The sequence below is a fragment of the Chitinophaga sp. 30R24 genome (assembly GCF_049056765.1).
Lineage (GTDB): Bacteria > Bacteroidota > Bacteroidia > Chitinophagales > Chitinophagaceae > Chitinophaga.
Genome location: NZ_JBJGXX010000002.1, coordinates 607,003 through 625,533 on the forward strand (window position 1 = coordinate 607,003; position 18,531 = coordinate 625,533).

An 18,531-nucleotide genomic window follows, 5' to 3' on the forward strand; every position below is an offset into this window, starting at 1 on the left:
AACAACTCAGATTATGCAGCCACGTATCGCTTCTCTCAGCAAATTGGAACAGGAAGGAAAACAAATTTCCCGCCTGCCTTTTTCCATCAGGATATTATTGGAAAACGTATTGAGAAACCATGATAATTTCGCTATCACAGACGAACACCTGGATACGCTTATCAACTGGAACCCGGCCGGTACCGATAATGAAATTCCTTTTAAACCTGCCCGTGTACTTATGCAAGATTTCACAGGGGTAGCAGCGGTGGTGGATATTGCATCTATCCGCGCGGAAGTAGTCCGGAAAGGAAAAGAAGGCAGTAGCATTAACCCGGCCATCCCGGTAGATCTGGTTGTAGACCACTCGGTGCAGGTAGATTTTTTTGGCACCGATTATTCGTATGTGAAAAATGTAGCCTACGAGTATGAACGTAATAAAGAGCGTTACCAGTTGCTGAAATGGGCACAGCAGGCATTCGATAATTTTACGGTAGTGCCGCCGGGCATGGGTATTTGTCATCAGGTAAACCTGGAGTACCTCGCTAAGGGCATTATTAACCGCGATGGATGGCTTTTTCCTGATACCCTGGTAGGTACAGATTCCCATACGCCCATGGTGAATGGAATCGGTGTATTAGGCTGGGGAGTAGGAGGTATTGAGGCGGAAGCGGCCATCCTGGGGCAACCCATTTATTTTACCTGTCCGCAGGTAATCGGTTTAAAGCTTACTGGCCGGTTAAGCGAAGGCGTTACTGCAACTGATATGGTGTTGGCCATTACCCAATTGCTTCGTAAGTATGGTGTGGTGGATAAGTTTGTGGAAGTGTTTGGCGAAGGGCTGGATACCCTCTCTGTTCCAGATAGAGCTACGATCTCTAATATGTCGCCCGAATTTGGCTGTACGGTCACATATTTCCCTATTGATCAACAAACCCTGGAATACATGCACCGTACCAATCGTTCTGCTGAGCAGATTGCACAGGTGGAATCTTACTGCCGGGAAAATATGTTATGGCGGCATGGTACGGAAGAAATTACCTATTCAGATATACTTGAGCTAGACCTTTCCCAGATACAATCGGCCGTAGCGGGTCCTAAGCGGCCGCAAGACCGCATCCTGGTGCGTGATTTGCACAATGAGTTTGAAACCCTGCTCAATAAGGAGTTTAAACGGATGTACACTCCGGAAGGCAAACGTCGTGATACAGCCTGGCTATCGGAAGGCGGCTCCGGTACCACTTTTACTTACGAGATACAGAAGCCGGTGGAAGATGTAGCCATAGAAGTGGAATACCTCAAATCGGTCCGCATCAAGCTAAAGGATGAGGAATATGTGCTGAGCGATGGCGCTATTGCTATCGCCGCTATCACCAGTTGTACCAATACTTCTAACCCCAGCGTGATGATAGGAGCAGGGTTGGTGGCGAAGAAAGCGATCAGCCGCGGATTGTATGTGAAGCCCTGGGTGAAAACAAGCCTGGCGCCAGGTTCCAGAGTAGTAACAGAATACCTGAAACGTTCTGGTTTGCTGTCGGAGCTGGAAGCGTTGCGTTTTCATATAGTGGGCTATGGCTGTACTTCGTGTATTGGTAACAGTGGCCCGCTGCCGCCAGCGGTTTCGGAAGCGATCGATAAAGGCAACCTGGTGGTGGCCTCTGTATTATCCGGTAACCGTAATTTTGAAGCCAGAGTACATCCGCAGGTGAAAATGAATTTCCTGGCTTCTCCACTATTGGTAGTGGCTTATGCCATCGCCGGCAGAATAGACGTAGACATGCTCACTGCTCCCCTGGGATATGACCCGAATGGGGAAGCCGTTTACCTCCGTGATATATGGCCTACCCAGGAAGAAATCAATGAAGCAGTAGCCGCTGCGGTAAAACAACAGGATTTTGAAGAGGTATATAAGGTAATTTTTGATGGAGATGACCAATGGCGTGGCCTGATGGCGCCCACCGGCCATAACTACCAATGGAGCAACGATTCTACTTATATCCGTGAAGCGCCTTTCTTTAATGGGCTGCCGGAAAAGCCGGCATCTTTGGAAGATATCAATGGCGCCCGTGTGTTGCTGAAACTGGGCGACTCTGTTACCACGGATCATATTTCACCTGCTGGCTCTTTCAAAGCAGATACACCCGCCGGTAAGTACCTGCTGGATCATGGTATAGATCCGCGTTTATTTAACTCCTATGGTTCCCGCCGGGGAAATCATGAAGTGATGATCAGAGGTACCTTTGCTAATGTGCGTATTAAAAATGAACTGTCGCCTAAAGAAGGTGGTTTTACGACTATCATCCCCACTGGTATGGTGTTGCCCATATATGATGCCGCTATGCAATACGCCGCAACCAAAGTGCCTTTAATTATACTTGCAGGAAAGGAATATGGCAGCGGTTCTTCCCGCGACTGGGCTGCAAAAGGCACCAACCTGCTGGGAGTAAAGGCCGTGATTGCCGAAAGCTATGAACGTATCCACCGTAGTAACCTGGTGGGGATGGGAGTATTGCCCTTGCAATACCTGGATGGTGAAAATGCTGCCTCACTGGGATTAACGGGTACAGAGTTGTATAGCATAGCAGGCATTGCTTCCGACCTGGAGCCGGGTAAGGTGTTAACGGTAACGGCTATACCTTCATCTGGCCATCCGGTTGTATTTAAAGTAAAAAGCAGATTGAATTCAGCGATAGAAATCGAGTACTATCGCAATGGTGGTATTTTACAGTACGTGTTGAGGGCTTTCCTGCAAAAGGCATAAGATGATGTAATATAAAATTCCATTATTCTTCAACATAAAGACAACATGCTGCGGAGGACTTGTTGGCGTCTCCGCAGCATATTGGAAGATAGAAAGGTAATTTATCCCCTATCCCTTATTCCTGGAAAATTCATTGATTAATTTCCGGTTGCCCACCAGCCATACGATATCTCCCCATTGGAATGTGGTTTCAGAGGCCGGGTTTAGGATTTTCTCCCCGTTGCGGGCAATGCCTACCACCAGCGCTTTTGTTTTTTCGCGAATACCGGAATTCCGGATCGTTTGCCCTTTAAGGCCATTGTGTTCGTCTACGAGAATGCTGGTAAGCCCGATGTTCTCATCAGATCCGTCGTCATGGCGTGGCATGTTCAGATTGTTGATCACCCGGTTAAATTCATCCAGTTGGGCTTCTGTACCAATGGCAGAAAGGATATCATAAGGAAACAGTTTTTCATCGCGGGTAGGTGCGTAGATGGTAACGTCTCCTCTTTTGATAGCACCTACGTTGATGCCATATTTCTCACGCAGTTGTAAGTCTGCCAATGGAATGTCTATCAGTGTAGACCAGGGGTTTATCTCAACTTCAGATACCTGTGCATCCCAGGGGAGCAGATCGGCGTCTTTGGCTTTTTTCAGTGCTGCGGCGTCTGCTTCTGCATCTTCACGGGCATTGAGATTGGTGAGGAAACGATGTTCTATGCGGTTATAGAATTTTTGCAGCTGGGAGCGCAGTGCCAGCAGCACGCAGGCCATGATAACGGCTGTACCCAGGAAAGCTTGCCAGAAAGTAAAGTATTGGTCTACCAGGAAGCCCACCAACAACACGGCCACTACGTTGCGTACTACCTCCACTACTACAAGCGGGCCACGGTTGTATTTGGAATCCAGCCATAGTTCCTTGTAGGAACCGCTAGAGATCTTTTGTACCACGAGGGCCCAGATAAAAGGCGACATCAGGACAATGCCTATTGTTACGCATAATAAACGTGTCCATAGCGGATCGAGGATATAGGAGATGATTAATGGGCCGATATAATATACATCCAGCAGGATGATGGCCAGAATGATCACGCTATTTAATACGATTACCCTTACATAGCTACGCAATACAATGCGCCAATCGCTTTCCGCTTGTAAGGTTTGGGAACTGGTAGTATAGCGCTTCAGGGCATTCAGCCAGCTTTGAGGCAGAATTTTTTCCAGCCAGTTGTATAGCGGTATTGCAGACCTGATCATGTAAGGAGTGGTAAAAGTAGTAATGGCAGAAACGCCTACTGCCACCGGAAAAAGGAACTCACTGGTAACGCCCAGGGAAAGGCCCAGGGTGGCAATAATAAAGGCAAACTCACCTACTTGTGCCATACTCATGCCTATTTGTACCGACTGTTTCAACGGCTGGCCAGAAAGTAAGGCGCCTGTGGCGGTGCTGAAAAACTTGCCGATAATGGTCAATAAGGTAACGATTAATACCGGCCACTTATATTCTGCGATCATGTGCGGGTTAATGAGCATGCCTACAGATACAAAGAAGATAGCGCCGAAAAGGTCTTTTACCGGTTGAATAAGGTGTTCTATTTTTTCTGAAGAGGTGGTTTCTGCAATAATTGAACCCATGATGAAAGCGCCGAGTTCTGCAGAAAACCCAACTTTGGTGGCTAATATCACCATGCCAAAGCAAAGGGCAATACTCAGGATCAGTAAGGTTTCCCCATTAATATACTTTTCCATTTTTTTTAAGAAAGTAGGTAGCAGGAAAATGCCTGCGAGGAACCAAACGGCCAGAAAGAACATCAATTTTAAGATGGTAAATAACATTTCCACGCCATGGAACTGCCTGCTCACGGCCATAGTAGAAAGTAATACCATCATCAGGATCACCACAATATCTTCTATCACCAATACGCCAAATACAATCTTGGTAAAGGGCTTTTGCTTAATGCCCAGTTCTTCGAAGGCCCGTATAATAATAGTAGTGGAAGAACTGGCTAACAAGCCGCCCAGGAACAGGCTGTCCATAAATCCCCAGCCCATTAGCTGCCCGGTAAAATAACCGGCTACTGTGATGCACGCAATTTCTATAAAAGCAGTAATGGCAGCTGTACCACCCACCCGCATCAGTTTTTTGAAACTGAATTCGAGGCCCAGGGAAAATAATAAGAATATAACGCCTATTTCAGACCAGGTTTTTACGCCTTCCGGATCTGCAATGGTAGGAAACAGTCTGAAATTAGGACCCACCAAAAAACCAGCTATAATATACCCCAGTACCATTGGTTGTTTCAACCGTTTGAACAGTAAGGTAATAATTCCCGCCGCTCCTAATATCAGTGCCAGGTCAATAATTAATTTTGGTAGATGCATACAGAAAAAATCGATTTAAATGTCATGTGTTGTACTTTTATGGCAATGAATAACCATGCTCATATGTGTCAGGTGCCAGTTTCCGGATCTTTGATATTTGCTAATATATCATTTTTCCTGCGGGTGGTCAAGATTAAGTTCGCTGGCGCTTACGCCGCATTTTCAGGCAAAGGTACGGTGTACAAATTAATCAGTAAATTAGTATGATAACAGGTAGGCATGAAAACCGGTACCACTGATAAAACATTACCTCGTTGGCAATTATTTTTGCTTTCGTTTAAAGACGCTTATAAGGCCCTGCAGGCCGGCGATCCGTTGCGCATGGCAGGAGCCACGGCATTCTTCACCACTTTCGCATTACCGGCAATTCTGATCATCCTGATACAGTTGTTCCGCCTGATATTCCGTATACAGCACCCGGGCCGGCACCTCATGATGCAGTTGGAAGGCTTATTTGGCCGTGAAACCACAGAAGCCATCCTGGGCACCCTACAGGCTTTCCGCAGTATTGCGCAAAACTGGATCATTGCCATTGGTGGATTTATATTCCTGTTGTTCGTAGCCACTACCTTATTTAAAATTATAAAAGGATCGCTCAACGAATTATGGAGAATAAGACGTATCCATAAGGAAAGCGTGTTCCAGATACTTGTGTCCCGCTTAAAAGCTGCATTGGTTATTGTATTTGCAGGCATCCTGTTTATTATGGATTTGATAGCAGAAGCCGCCCGTGCTTTTCTGGGGAAGTATATTGATCTTTATCTGCCTGTATTGGCTACTTACTATAATAGCGCATTAAATTATGTGATCTCTGTGCTCATCGTTACCATCTGGTTTTTCCTGGTGTTTTATTTTTTACCCGATGGGCGTCCCCGTTGGAAAGCGGGTTTGACAGGCGCTTTGGTGACCAGTATTTTATTTAACATTGGTAAAGCTGTTCTGAAAGTAATGCTTACTTATGGCAGTATTAACAGTATTTATGGCGCCTCTGCTTCCACTGTCCTGATATTATTGTTCATGTTTTATGCTTCCCTGATCTTTTACTATGGCGCTTGTTTCACCGATGCCTGGTCTGCCCGTACTCATCGGCCCATACATCCTTTGCGCTCAGCCAGCAAATATAAGCTCACCCTTTCCGATGAGCAAAAGGGAAGTTAGCAGCAGCTAATAGCCTGCTTTCTCTTTCTTTCACGGTATTTTTTATATATCTTGATAGATATGAACCGCAAGATATATTACAAGACTATTATTATTATTTTATTAGGGGCAATCAACGCAGTGGCACAGTCGGATGTGACTGTGCGCTTCAACGAACCTGCACGGCATTTTACAGCTGCTGCTCCGCTAGGCAATGGCCGTATGGGCGCCATGGTATTTGGTAATCCCAATACAGAAAGAATTGTTTTGAATGAAATATCGCTCTGGTCTGGCGGCGTGCAGGATGCTGATAATAAGGAAGCTGGCAGTTACCTGCCGCAGATCAGGCAATTATTGCTAGACGGTGATAATATAGCCGCCCAGAAAATGTTGCAGCAATATTTTGTTTGCCAGGGTGCTGGATCTGGCAATGGTAATGGCGCCAATGTGAAATTTGGGTGTTACCAAACTTTGGGTGATTTGTTCATTCAATGGCATGATACGATGTCGGATATACATAACTATCAACGCCTTCTGCGGATCGATAGCGCTATAGGCACGGTAAGCTGGGAGCGTAATGGCGTTGGCTTCTGGGAAGAGGTATTGGTATCTGCTCCGCAACAGGTGATTGTAGTGCGGTTGTTGGCCAGCAAGCCGGGGAGTCTATATTTTACCACCCGTTTGCACCGGAAAGAACGCGCTGTTATCCAGATGGGGCAACAGTGCGTTACTATGAGCGGCGTTCTTGATGGCGGCAATAACGACGAAGGAGTGAGATATGCTACGGTATTAAAAGTATTGAATAAAGGTGGCCGTCAGCAGCAGGATAAGGAAGGTATTACGGTAAGTGGGGCAGATGAATGTATTTTGCTGCTCGCTGCCCGTACCGATATGAACTGGCCTCACGTGGAAACAAGAGGCGCTGCACCCATGCCGGTGGCCCAGGCAGATATCCGTAAGGCTACTGCTTTTTCCTGGCAACAATTGCTGATGTATCACGTAAAAGACTATACGTCTTATTTTAACCGTTGCCGCATAATGTTTTCAGATAATAACGATAACGCCAACACGCTGTCTACCATAGACCGTTTGCAGCAACTGCAGCAAGGGCGACAGGATGCATCCCTGGTGCCCTTGTATTTTAATTTTGGCCGCTACCTGCTCATCAGCTCTTCCCGTAACGGCGGTATGCCGGCCAATCTGCAAGGATTGTGGGCAGAAGAGTACCAGACGCCCTGGAATGGGGATTATCATTTGAACATCAATGTAGAAATGAATTATTGGCCGGCAGAAATCACTAATTTGTCTGATTGTCATCAACCCCTATTCACATTGGCCAGGCAAATGTCGGAGTATGGCCAGCGTACTGCCCGTATTTATTATCATGCCGGCGGCTGGGTGGCCCATGTTATTAACAATCCCTGGGGATTTACCTCTCCTGGCGAAGGTGCCGATTGGGGAGCTACGTTAACCGGTGGGGCCTGGGTTGCTACACATCTCTGGAAGCATTATCAGTATACCCAAGACCGGGCATTCCTGGCGCAGGCATATCCGGTATTGAAAGGCGCCGCTATTTTTTATAAAGATATCCTGATCACTGAGCCTACGCATCATTGGCTGGTAACAGCGCCTTCTAATTCTCCCGAAAATGCATATATACTTCCCAACGAACAACAAGGCCAAACCTGTATGGGCCCTACTATTGACATGCAAATTGGCAGGGAGCTCCTGGGCGCCGTTATCGCCGCTGCAGGTATTTTACATACAGACAGTTTTTGGGTAGATAGCCTTAAAAGTGTATGGGCCCAATTAGCCCCAGACCAGATCAGTTTTGCTACAGGTGGTATACAGGAATGGTTGGAGGATTATAAAGAAGCAGACCCGCACCATCGTCATGTGTCGCCGCTGTATGGCTTGTACCCCTATGACGAAATAACGCCCTGGGATACCCCAGCATTGGCTGCTGCGGCAGAAAAAACACTGAATAGGAGAGGTGATGGCGGTACAGGATGGTCCAGGGCCTGGAAAATAGCTTTCTGGGCACGTTTGGGAGATGGTGATCATGCCTGGAAAATGCTGCGTGAGCTTTGGACGCCTACTGCGGCTACCGGTGAAATCAGCATGCGCTCCGGCGCAGGCACTTACGCCAACCTGTTTTGTGCGCACCCGCCTTTTCAGATAGATGGTAATCTGGGGGCTGTTGCCGGTATTGCAGAAATGTTACTGCAAAGCCATGGAGTAGATAATATTATCCGCCTGCTGCCTGCCCTTCCCAGTGAAGAAGCTTTTGCAGCGGGTAAGGTTAAAGGTCTCTGCGCTGTTAATGGTTTTGTAGTTGATTTTTCCTGGAAAGATAAAAAAGTGCAGCAGGCCAGCATTTATTCCGGTAGTGGCGCTGTATGCAAAATTATGTTACCACCAAATGCAGTGGTAAAAGACCGTAACGGTAAAGTACTGCCTCGCCGGTACGAAAAAGGAGCGATGGTATTTGATACGCAGAAAGGCAGGGAATATTTGATAAGCATGCAGATGTGATGAATATGATTTTTTTGATTACCCTGGTGTAAGAAATATTGATTTGATATTTCTGATTATTTTTATGACGATTTAATCAACTGTATCCATACATCAGGGTAATCAAAAAAATCATATTTATTACTTCTATGGAAGACTTAAAGCAAATAGCCGCCAAAGCAGCGTTGGATATCATAAAGCCAGGTTATGTAGTGGGACTGGGGGCTGGTGCCACCATCGCCCATCTGGTAGGATATCTGAAGGAAACAACAGTTTTGTGGGAAAGTATTACTACGGTAACTTCCTCTTTTAATACCCGCCAATTGCTCGAAGAGCAGCAGTTCCGGTTAAAGCATATCAGTGAGGTATCCAAACTGAATTTGTATATAGATGGCTGCGATCAGTTTGATCATCAGCTCAATGCCTTAAAAAGTGGCGGTGGTATTCATACCCGGGAAAAACTATTGGCTGCAATGGCAGAAAAATTTGTGCTGGTCGGAGATGGCTCCAAGTATGTAACTCAACTGTATACTACTTTCCCTGTAGTGATAGAAGTGATCCCGGAAGCAACGCCGTTTGTGATGACACAAATAAAGCAATTATTTTCATTGGCTAATCCCGTGATTCGTTTGAGCAATAAAAAAGATGGTGCGGTGATTACAGAAAATGGAAATCTGCTCATTGATATCTGGTTCCGTTCTTTTCCACCATTGGATAGTCTTAATCACCGGTTAAAAGATATTCCGGGTGTGCTGGAAACTTCTCTTTTTTATAATATGGCGCATGCCGCCATTATAGCGGGTAAGAAAGGGGTGGAAGTGATCCGGAAAGATCCTGCCTGGCAACTTTGATCCAACTATTGTCTACAATGGAAAATTAACAGCTGGCCAGCAACCAAGCAAGAAGTTCTCTTGTTTATCTAAAAAAACTTACACCATATGAATAATCAAAACGAGCAGATCCTCATCTGAACGTGGAGATTCCCTTTTTCATATGGGAGGTTTGCTTGAACTTTGTAAATGGTTTGGCTAGCGTAACAAGCGCCGTGTGTCCCTGTACTACTTTTGTATCAATAAAAAATGCAAGATCATGGACAACAAAAAAGTTTGGTTAATAACCGGCGCCTCCAAAGGCTTGGGCCGCTCACTGGTATTACAGCTGTTGGGCAAAGGCGTTAAGGTAGCGGCAACTTCCCGCAGTTTAGCTGCTCTTGAAGACATATCCCAGGATAGTAACTATTTACCGCTGGGAGTAGATCTCGCCAGTGAAGACAGTATTCAAATGGCAGTAGCTGAAACCATCCGTCAGTTTGGCCGCATTGATATATTGGTAAATAATGCTGGCTATGCACAGATAGGGAGCCTGGAAGAGCTGTCGGACGGAGAGATCAGGGATAATTTTGATGTGAATGTATTTGGCCTGTTTAATTTTACCCGGCAGGTATTGCCCTATATGAGAGCGCAGCAGTCTGGACGTATTTTCAATATCTCTTCTATTGCTGGTTTTACCGGTAATTTTCCTGGCTTTAGTAGCTATTGTGCCACCAAGTTTGCGGTAGATGGTTTATCTGAATCGCTGGCGGCAGAAGTAAAGCCTTTTGGTATTAAGGTAACTATTGTATCTCCAGGGTATTTTAGAACAGCCTTCTTATCCAACAGTTCTTTGGGTGTGCCTGCTAATCCTTTAGCTGCTTACGAGTCTGTGCGGGCAACCCAGGAGGCGCATCAGCAACAGATCAATGGTAATCAGCCCGGAGATCCGGAGAAGGCAGTGGCTACTATTATTGAGATGGCCGATGTAGCCCAGCCCCCACTGCATTTGTTTCTTGGGCAAGATGCTTATGAGATGGCTTATAAGAAAATAGAGGCCGTAAAAGCAGATCTGGAAGCTTGGAAGGCACAAACTGTTGCCACCAGCTATTAATTCCGTGTAATATCATCTCATCAGCAGTTGGCTGCCGGTAGTTAACTGCTGATGATGAGCTGCCAGTGGCTGTCTAATGATAGCTTGCCTTCTTTTTCTTCCTCGCTACCGGGTACTTTTAGCCCCTTTATTTTTCCGGTTTTCCCTTTTGTTAGCAGGTCGGAGATTTGTTTATCACTTAATTTTTTTCCATATGCCTCGAAAGGGATTTTAAAGCCACAGGCGTTAAAATTGGCGCAGCCATAAGCGGTATTGCCTTTTTTTACCGGATGCTGCTGGCATCTGGGGCATAGGGTATCTGTAATGACCACTGCTTTTTTAGGGGCCGCTGTTTTTTTAGACGTCTCTTTTTCTTCCGTTACCGGCAAAGGATCGGGCGCCACGGTAATAAATTTATAGCTGGCAGTTTTTACTTCTTTGGTAAGATCCACTACCATTTGTATGAGCTCATCCTTGAAAGTGTCCATAGCATATTCTCCTTTTTCAATGAGGCGTAGCTTACGTTCCCACTGGCCGGTGAGCTCAGCGCTTTTCAAGAGTTCAGTTTGAATGGTATCAATCAGGTCTATACCTGTTTGGGTAGCATAGATATTCTTTTTCTTTTTCTCAATATACTTCCGCCTGAACAAGGTTTCAATGATATTGGCACGGGTAGAAGGCCGGCCGATCCCATTGTCTTTCAAGAGCTCCCGCATTTCTTCATCGTCTACCTGTTTGCCGGCGGTTTCCATTGCCCGCAGCAAGGTTGCTTCTGTAAAGGCTTTTGGGGGAGAGGTTTTACCCTGGTGTATACGGGGCGTATGAGGGCCGCTTTCGCCGGCTTCGAAGTGTGGTAATATCTTTTCTTCTTCCTCCCCTTCTTTTTTTTCCTTTACGTCATTGGCATATACTTCTTTCCATCCAGGCTCCAGGATCTGTTTACCGGTTACCTTAAAAGGTACCTGACCAACCTTTCCTAGCACCGTGGTATTGGATATCTTACACTCTGGGTAAAAAGCGGCAATAAAGCGGCGGGCTACCAGGTCGTATATACGTTTTTCTTCCAGCGGCAATCCTCCAGGGTGCATACCGGTAGGAATAATGGCATGGTGGTCGGTTACTTTTTTATCGTCGAAAACCGTTTTGAGTTTAGGAATGGGACTAACCAGGAGCGGGGCGATGAGCGCACTGTAGGGTGTCATGTCTTCCAAAATGCCGTGTATTTTCGGGTGCAGGTCTTCCGAGAGATAAGTAGTATCTACCCTGGGGTAGGTAACCAGTTTTTTCTCATAGAGGTTTTGAATGTATTTGAGTGTATCGTCTGCCGAGAAAGCAAATTTCTTATTAGCTTCCACCTGTAGGGCCGTGAGGTCAAAGAGGCGGGGATTTCCTTCCTTTCCGTCTTTTTTTTCGAAGGAAGTTACTTCAAATGGGTGTTCTTTGAGGTAAGCCAGCCCTTTGGCTGCTTTCTCCAGATTTTTGAGCCGGTCTATGGTTGCCGTGAATTCTGTTTCCCGGTAAATCGTTTTCAGCTCCCAGTAGTCTTCTGATACAAAGGCATTGATCTCTTTTTGCCGCTGTACAATCATAGCGAGGGTAGGCGTTTGCACCCGCCCAATCGACAATACTACTTTTCCTTGTGCAAACTTTTTGGTGAAGAGGCGGGTTGCGTTCATGCCCAATAGCCAGTCGCCAATGGCGCGTGCGCTGCCAGCCGCGTAAAGATTGTTATATTGTTCTGCTTCTTTCAGATGAAGAAAACCATCACGTATAGCCTCAACCGTTAGAGATGATATCCACAGTCTTTTTACGGGAACATTGCATTTTGCTTTCAGCAGTACCCATCGTTGTATGAGTTCTCCTTCCTGGCCGGCATCTCCGCAGTTGATCACTTCTTCACATTGCTGAACTAGGGTGGCGATAGTGTTGAATTGTTTTTGTACGCCGTTGTTTTCTATTAGCTTGATACCAAAGCTGGGAGGGATCATAGGAAGGTCTTCCAGGCGCCAGAACTTCCATTGTTCAAAATAATCGTGTGGCTCTTTGAGGGTGCAGAAATGGCCAAAAGTCCAGGTTACCTGGAATCCATTGCCCTCATAGTAGCCGTCTTTGCGTTCCTTAGCGCCAATCACTTCTGCAATGTCCCTTGCCACACTTGGTTTTTCAGCAATGCAAACTTTCATAATCTGTTTAAAGTTGGGTAACAAATGTCGGATAAATAGTTGTAAATGGGTACTCATGTATTGGGAATAGCTCTTGCCGGTTAGGCCACTAAGTGTGCAATGCCAAAGGCGGCCGCTGCTGCTAGTATGCCAATCATGGTTACTTTCAGTGCGCCTTGTACTGGCGGTTGCCCGGTTACTTTGCTTTTGAAATATCCGAATATAAAGAGGCAGGCCACAGTGAGTACGGTGGAACCGATCAATCCCTGTCTCGGGGTGGCAGTAAAAAGATAGGCAGATAGGGGGAGCAGGCCGCCTACAAAGTAAGAGGCGCCTATGGTAAGGGCGCTTTGCCTCGCCCTGTTGGGATCAGGCGCTTCCAGTCCTAGTTCAAACTTCATCATAAAATTCACCCACTTGGTTTTATCCTTGGCAAGTTCGGTAGCAATGAGTGTTTGGACTTCGGGGCTAAGGCCATATTCGGCAAATACTTCTTTCACTTCTTCTATTTCTTTATCTGGTACCGTTTCCACCTCCGTATATTCCCTTCTCAATTCGCTTTCATAATGTTCCAGCTCTGTTTTGCCAGCGAGGTATCCACCTAATCCCATGGCAATGCAGCCAGCTACTATTTCGGCGATACCGGCAGTAAGAATGATGCCGTTATTGTTTACCGCTCCGCTGAGCCCTGCGGCGAGCGCAAAAGGTACAGTGAGGCCATCGCTCATACCAATTACCATGTCTGTAATAAAATCCGAGCTTTTTAAATGTTCTTCGTGGTGCATTATTTCCCTGTTTACAGATATTTTCTTATTATAAATATAAGTTGCTTTATTGTATTTTGTTACAAACAAACTAAACCTGAAAATTATGCCAGAAGAGATCGTCTGTTTTGGAGAAATGCTATGGGACATATTGCCGGAGAAAGCATTACCCGGAGGGGCTGTCATGAATGTTGCTTATCATCTGCAAAAGCTGGGAGAAAAGGTCTCGTTGGTATCACGGGTAGGTAAAGATATCCGCGGCCAGGGGCTGTTGGATATGCTGCAGCGTTTGGGCCTGCCCACAAATTATATACAAATAGACCCGCAATATGAAACGGGGAAGGTATTTGCCGATACCACCAATCCTCATGATGTGCATTATGATATCGTATATCCGGCAGCGTGGGATTTTATAACATGGGAGCCTGCTTTGGCTGCTTTGATCAACAAACCGGATACCCGCTACCTGGTATTTGGTACTTTGTGCGCCCGTCATGAAGTATCGCGGCATACCCTGGAAGAGGCGTTGAAAGAAGCTGTGATCAAGATATTGGATATTAATCTGCGCGAACCGCATTATACCCGTGAACATGTAGAATGGTTACTGGGACAATGCCATGTGTTAAAACTTAATATAGCTGAATTGCAATTGGTTAGCAGCTGGTATGCACCTTATGTGGATAAAGAACAGGCAATCCGGCTATTGTCTGAACGGTTTCGTGTATACACCATCGTAGTAACGATGGGAGAAGAGGGGGCTTTACTTTTTACGAATGATACTATTTACTCAATGGGTGGTATTGCCGTACCTGTAGTGGATACTATTGGCAGTGGAGACGCCTTTCTGGCGGGTTTCCTGCATGGCCTGATACAGAAGCGCACTGCCCGGGAATGCCTGGCTTTTGCCAATGCACTTGGAGCATTAGTGGCTTCTTACCCTGGCGCCTGCCCAGATTATGATGTTACCCAATTGCAGGAACAGATGGGGATGATATGATTGTATGCATTCCCCGGTATTTTCAATGGATATTTAAGAATAGTTTGGCATTATACCGGGATGATATTCCCTACCTTTGGTGAGGAAAGAATAGTCCCTTATGCAGACAATTATTTTGGATATTTCGGGCAACAGAGGACAAGCATTACAGCTGGATGCCGCTATTTCCTTCGAACCTTTCATCGCCTACCTTGAAAAAAGAGTACAGGAAGAGCAAACTGTGAAAGCCGGATGGTACCGGGAGGCATTGGCTCAATTTAAAAGTTCATCGCTGGGCACCGGTGATATACTGATTGAAGACGCCCATTTGTACATCAAGGAACTGGAATATGTATATGCCTGTCTTTCTCCGGTTTCCAATACCGAACAACAATTGGCCTGGGGACTTACCTTCCCTTTTCTACCCATTACTTTTTATGGTACAGATCTCTTGTATGAATTACTAGGAAAACGGGCAGATGCGAGCCAATATGAAGCGAACAGGCATACCTCGGAGTACCGCCGCGACCGCCTGCAGCTAATTTATTCCTACATATTGGAACGGCTGTATAATTTCCAGGCGCCGGTAAAAACTGAACAGTACCATGCCGGTATTAATAAAGTGACCGGGTTATTGCAGTATTACGCGGTGAATATTAATACAGACTTGGTAGAAGTAACTGCCAAGGGAGCTTTGCCGGTTATTGATTTTGTGCAGTTGTATACCCACCTGAGCGAAGGTGGTGGTATGGAGATACTGGAAGAAATGCTGCCGCTGGATATGTTCCGTTTCAGGGGTGTTTGCGTGATCAGCATTACGGAGGTAACTGCCCGTAAAGCAGTAGAGAATATCAGCCGGGTAAGGCTTTCACGTACTGCTTTAGTAGAGGAGAAAAGTTATACTGAGGTGATTCAATCCCTCAAATCGTTGGTGCGTAACAGTAAGATAGAGTTTGACCTGTTTCCCTTTTTGCGGGTAAATGGAGAACCGGTATATAGCCTGGAAAAAGGGGGTACTGGTATTTTATTTGACGTATGGGGAGAAGACCGGTTGTCGCCGCAGGAATTTAGCCGTCAGGCCAAAGGATTTGCCTCCCGCCCGATATTTTATTTTTCTTCTGATATTTTTCAAGAGAACAGGAAAGAATATGCTTTCCTGGAATTTTTCAGAAAGCTTGGTGTGCGCTCGCTAGCCCTGATGCCAGTTTTTCACCTGCATGAACTGGTGGGCATTATGGCCGTGCATACCTGGGGAGATGACACTTTCGATGAAAAGGCCCTGGCCTTGCTGGAACCTGCTATTGGGCCGGTGGCGCAGTTGCTGCAGATATACATCGAAGAGTTTAATCTCGAAATTGAAAAGGTAATCAAAGAACGCTATACTTCTGTGCAACCATCGGTGCAATGGAAATTCAATGAAGCCGCCTGGTATTATCTGTACAATATCAAAAAGAACCTCCCGGCGGGTTTGCAGCACATCTTTTTTAAAGGAGTGTATCCGCTTTATGGAGCCATAGATATCCGGAATTCTACAATAGAAAGGAATAGGGCGATCATCGCAGACCTCGACAGCCATCTGAGCCTGCTCGTTGCCACGTTGGACGCTTTGCGGCAGTTTGTACAGAATGATCTGCTGAGAGAAATGATCTATCACTGCCAACAATGGCAACAGGTGTTGGTAGAACAGCAATTGAGCCCTGCTGATGAAAATGAACTGAACATCTTCCTGGAAGTAGAGGCAGTACAATACCTGCAACATATAGCAGTACAATATCCTAAAAGCCGGGAAACCGTGGAAACCTGCCTGGATAACCTGTCTGGCGATATAAATAAGAATGCACTGGAAGCTTCCATGCAGCTGATTAACGATGTGGTGAACCAGTATTTCGAATCAGAGCAACATAAAATACAGGAATCTTATCCCTGTTATTTTGAAAAGTTCAGGACTGATGGAGTGGAGTATGATATTTATATCGGGCAGTCCATTGCGCCAGACCGGCCGTTTAATCACTTTCATCTTAAAAACCTGCGTTTATGGCAGTTGTCTTCCATGGCGCATATCGCCAGGTTAACGCACAACCTGCTGGAAAAAATGCCACGGCAACTACATACCACGCAATTGATTTTTGTGCATAACCATCCTATAGATATCAGCTTCCGGACCGATGAGAGAAAGTTTGATGTGGAAGGCGCCTATAATATCCGCTATCAGATGATCAAGAAACGGATCGATAAAGTGCATATACGCCATACAGAAGAGCGGTTAACCCAACCGGATAAAATTGCGTTGATTTATTCCGATCGCAAGGATGTGGAAGATTACTTGCCGTTTATTCATTATATGCAGGAAACCGGTGTATTGACGCCGGAGATAGAAGAACTGGAATTAGAGGAACTGCAGGGATTGAGCGGCTTAAAAGCGCTGAGGGTAACCGTTAATGGCTAATTTTTAGCAGATAGCTGCTGGTTACCCGCTATTCAAAAAAATAATTTGCATTCCCATTAATAGTATACTAAGTTTGTAGACTATAAATCAACCGATCGTCGCATTTACATATGGAGAAAAGAGATTACGATGCCATAGTAGTAGGATCAGGGCCTAATGGCTTATCTGCAGCTATCCGGCTGCAGCAGGCAGGGTTATCTGTATTGGTCCTGGAAGCCAAAGATACCATAGGCGGAGGGATGCGTACGCAGGAGCTCACTTTACCTGGTTTTTATCATGATGTATGTTCAGCTGTACATCCTATGGCCATGGGCTCTCCTTTTTTTTCCCAGCTCCCCTTATCGGAATATGGGTTGGAATTCCTTTATGCTCCGTTGGAGGCAGTACACCCATTCGACGATGGCAGCGCCGCTTTTTTAGCCCGCTCGCTGGATGAAACGGCTGAAGCGCTAGGGGTAGACGGAGCTATGTACCGCCGCCTGGTGCAGCCTGTGGCAAATCATTGGGAAGCAGTAGCGGAAGATAGCCTAGGGCCATTTTCTATTCCCCGGCATCCACTTACCATGGCGCGTTTTGGATGGTATGCATTGCAATCGGCTACCGCCATCTCCAGAAGGTTTACTACTGCCCATGCCCGTGGATTATGGGCAGGCATGGCTGCGCACTCCATACAACCGTTAACGAATATTGCATCTGCAGCTATCGGTATAGTATTATTGGCCGTAGGACATCGCTATGGATGGCCGGTTCCCAAAGGCGGCTCACAAGCCATTGGTAATGCCCTGGCGGGGTATTTTACCTCCCTGGGGGGCGAAATTCAAACAGGTGTTAACGTTAGCTCGCTGCAACAACTGCCATCGCATCATGCTGTATTATTTGATATTACGCCCAAACAACTGCTTGCCATTGCTGGGGATAAATTTTCGCCGCTGTACAAAAGACAGTTGAGCCGTTACCGTTATGGACCCGGTGTATTTAAAATAGATTGGGCATTAGATGGCCCTATTCCTTTCACGGCACCGGAATGCCGGCAGGCGGCTACGGTGCATTTGGGCGGTACTTTCGAAGAAATTGCTCGCTCAGAACAGTTGGCTTACGAAGGTAAACACAGCACAGCGCCGTTTGTATTATTATCGCAGCAAAGCCTGTTTGATGAAAGGGCCCCCGCCGGTAAACACACCGCTTGGGCTTATTGCCACGTTCCAAACGGTTCTACTGAAGATATGACCACAATCATTGAAAATCAAATTGAACGTTTTGCACCTGGATTCAGACAGCGGATAATTGCTAAACACACCATGAATACACAGCAAATGGAAGCCTATAATCCCAACTATACTGGCGGTGACATCAATGGTGGTATCATTGATATCCAACAATTGTACACACGTCCTGCCCTACGTATTTCACCTTATCGTACATCTGCCAAAGGTATTTATATCTGTTCTTCTGCCACCCCTCCGGGCGGCGGAGTGCATGGCATGTGTGGATATCATGCTGCTAATACCGTATTACGGGATATTTTTTAA

Annotated in this window: 11 protein-coding genes; 8 read left to right on the forward strand and 3 right to left on the reverse strand. The window is 46.1% G+C overall.

The annotated features are described in order from the left end of the window. Window positions 1-13 precede the first annotated feature (13 nt). On the forward strand, window positions 14-2,740 hold the full coding sequence (acnA, locus tag ACDQ55_RS09125; protein WP_420981063.1) for an aconitate hydratase AcnA: 2,727 nt from the start codon (window positions 14-16) through the stop codon (window positions 2,738-2,740). A 108-nt stretch (window positions 2,741-2,848) separates the two neighbouring features. Here the strand turns inward: acnA and ACDQ55_RS09130 are convergent, their stop codons facing one another. Next, complete coding sequence (locus ACDQ55_RS09130; RefSeq protein ID WP_420981064.1) at window positions 2,849-5,101, reverse strand: cation:proton antiporter; 2,253 nt, start codon at window positions 5,099-5,101, stop codon at window positions 2,849-2,851. Window positions 5,102-5,320: 219 nt separating this feature from the next. On the opposite strand from ACDQ55_RS09130, the gene ACDQ55_RS09135 reads away from it, so the two are divergent. From ACDQ55_RS09135 to ACDQ55_RS09150, 4 genes are all read left to right on the forward strand, one after another. Further along, complete coding sequence (locus ACDQ55_RS09135; RefSeq protein ID WP_420981065.1) at window positions 5,321-6,259, forward strand: YihY/virulence factor BrkB family protein; 939 nt, start codon at window positions 5,321-5,323, stop codon at window positions 6,257-6,259. 60 nt (window positions 6,260-6,319) lie between these two features. Beyond that, window positions 6,320-8,773, forward strand: coding sequence for a glycosyl hydrolase family 95 catalytic domain-containing protein (locus tag ACDQ55_RS09140; RefSeq protein ID WP_420981066.1), 2,454 nt, complete (start codon window positions 6,320-6,322; stop codon window positions 8,771-8,773). 128 nt (window positions 8,774-8,901) lie between these two features. Continuing rightward, window positions 8,902-9,603, forward strand: coding sequence for a ribose 5-phosphate isomerase A (rpiA, locus tag ACDQ55_RS09145; protein WP_420981067.1), 702 nt, complete (start codon window positions 8,902-8,904; stop codon window positions 9,601-9,603). A 238-nt stretch (window positions 9,604-9,841) separates the two neighbouring features. After that, entirely contained in the window at window positions 9,842-10,675 is an 834-nt protein-coding gene (locus tag ACDQ55_RS09150; protein ID WP_420981068.1) for an oxidoreductase, read from the forward strand. A 41-nt stretch (window positions 10,676-10,716) separates the two neighbouring features. On the opposite strand, the gene ACDQ55_RS09155 is transcribed toward ACDQ55_RS09150, so the two are convergent. Continuing rightward, window positions 10,717-12,837: a DNA topoisomerase 3 gene (locus ACDQ55_RS09155; protein WP_420981069.1), complete on the reverse strand. Its 2,121-nt coding sequence runs from the start codon at window positions 12,835-12,837 to the stop codon at window positions 10,717-10,719. An 80-nt stretch (window positions 12,838-12,917) separates the two neighbouring features. Further along, on the reverse strand, window positions 12,918-13,601 hold the full coding sequence (locus ACDQ55_RS09160; RefSeq protein ID WP_420981070.1) for a VIT1/CCC1 transporter family protein: 684 nt from the start codon (window positions 13,599-13,601) through the stop codon (window positions 12,918-12,920). A gap of 85 nt (window positions 13,602-13,686) precedes the next feature. Here ACDQ55_RS09160 and ACDQ55_RS09165 point away from each other — a divergent pair, with 85 nt between their 5' ends. The 3 genes from ACDQ55_RS09165 to ACDQ55_RS09175 all read left to right on the forward strand — a co-directional run bounded on the left by ACDQ55_RS09165 (window position 13,687) and on the right by ACDQ55_RS09175 (window position 18,531). Beyond that, on the forward strand, window positions 13,687-14,577 hold the full coding sequence (locus tag ACDQ55_RS09165) for a carbohydrate kinase family protein (RefSeq protein ID WP_420981071.1): 891 nt from the start codon (window positions 13,687-13,689) through the stop codon (window positions 14,575-14,577). A 100-nt stretch (window positions 14,578-14,677) separates the two neighbouring features. After that, entirely contained in the window at window positions 14,678-17,002 is a 2,325-nt protein-coding gene (locus tag ACDQ55_RS09170; RefSeq protein ID WP_420981072.1) for a GAF domain-containing protein, read from the forward strand. 110 nt (window positions 17,003-17,112) lie between these two features. Continuing rightward, a complete protein-coding gene (locus ACDQ55_RS09175) occupies window positions 17,113-18,531 on the forward strand; it encodes a phytoene desaturase family protein (protein ID WP_420981073.1) in 1,419 nt (472 codons plus the stop codon).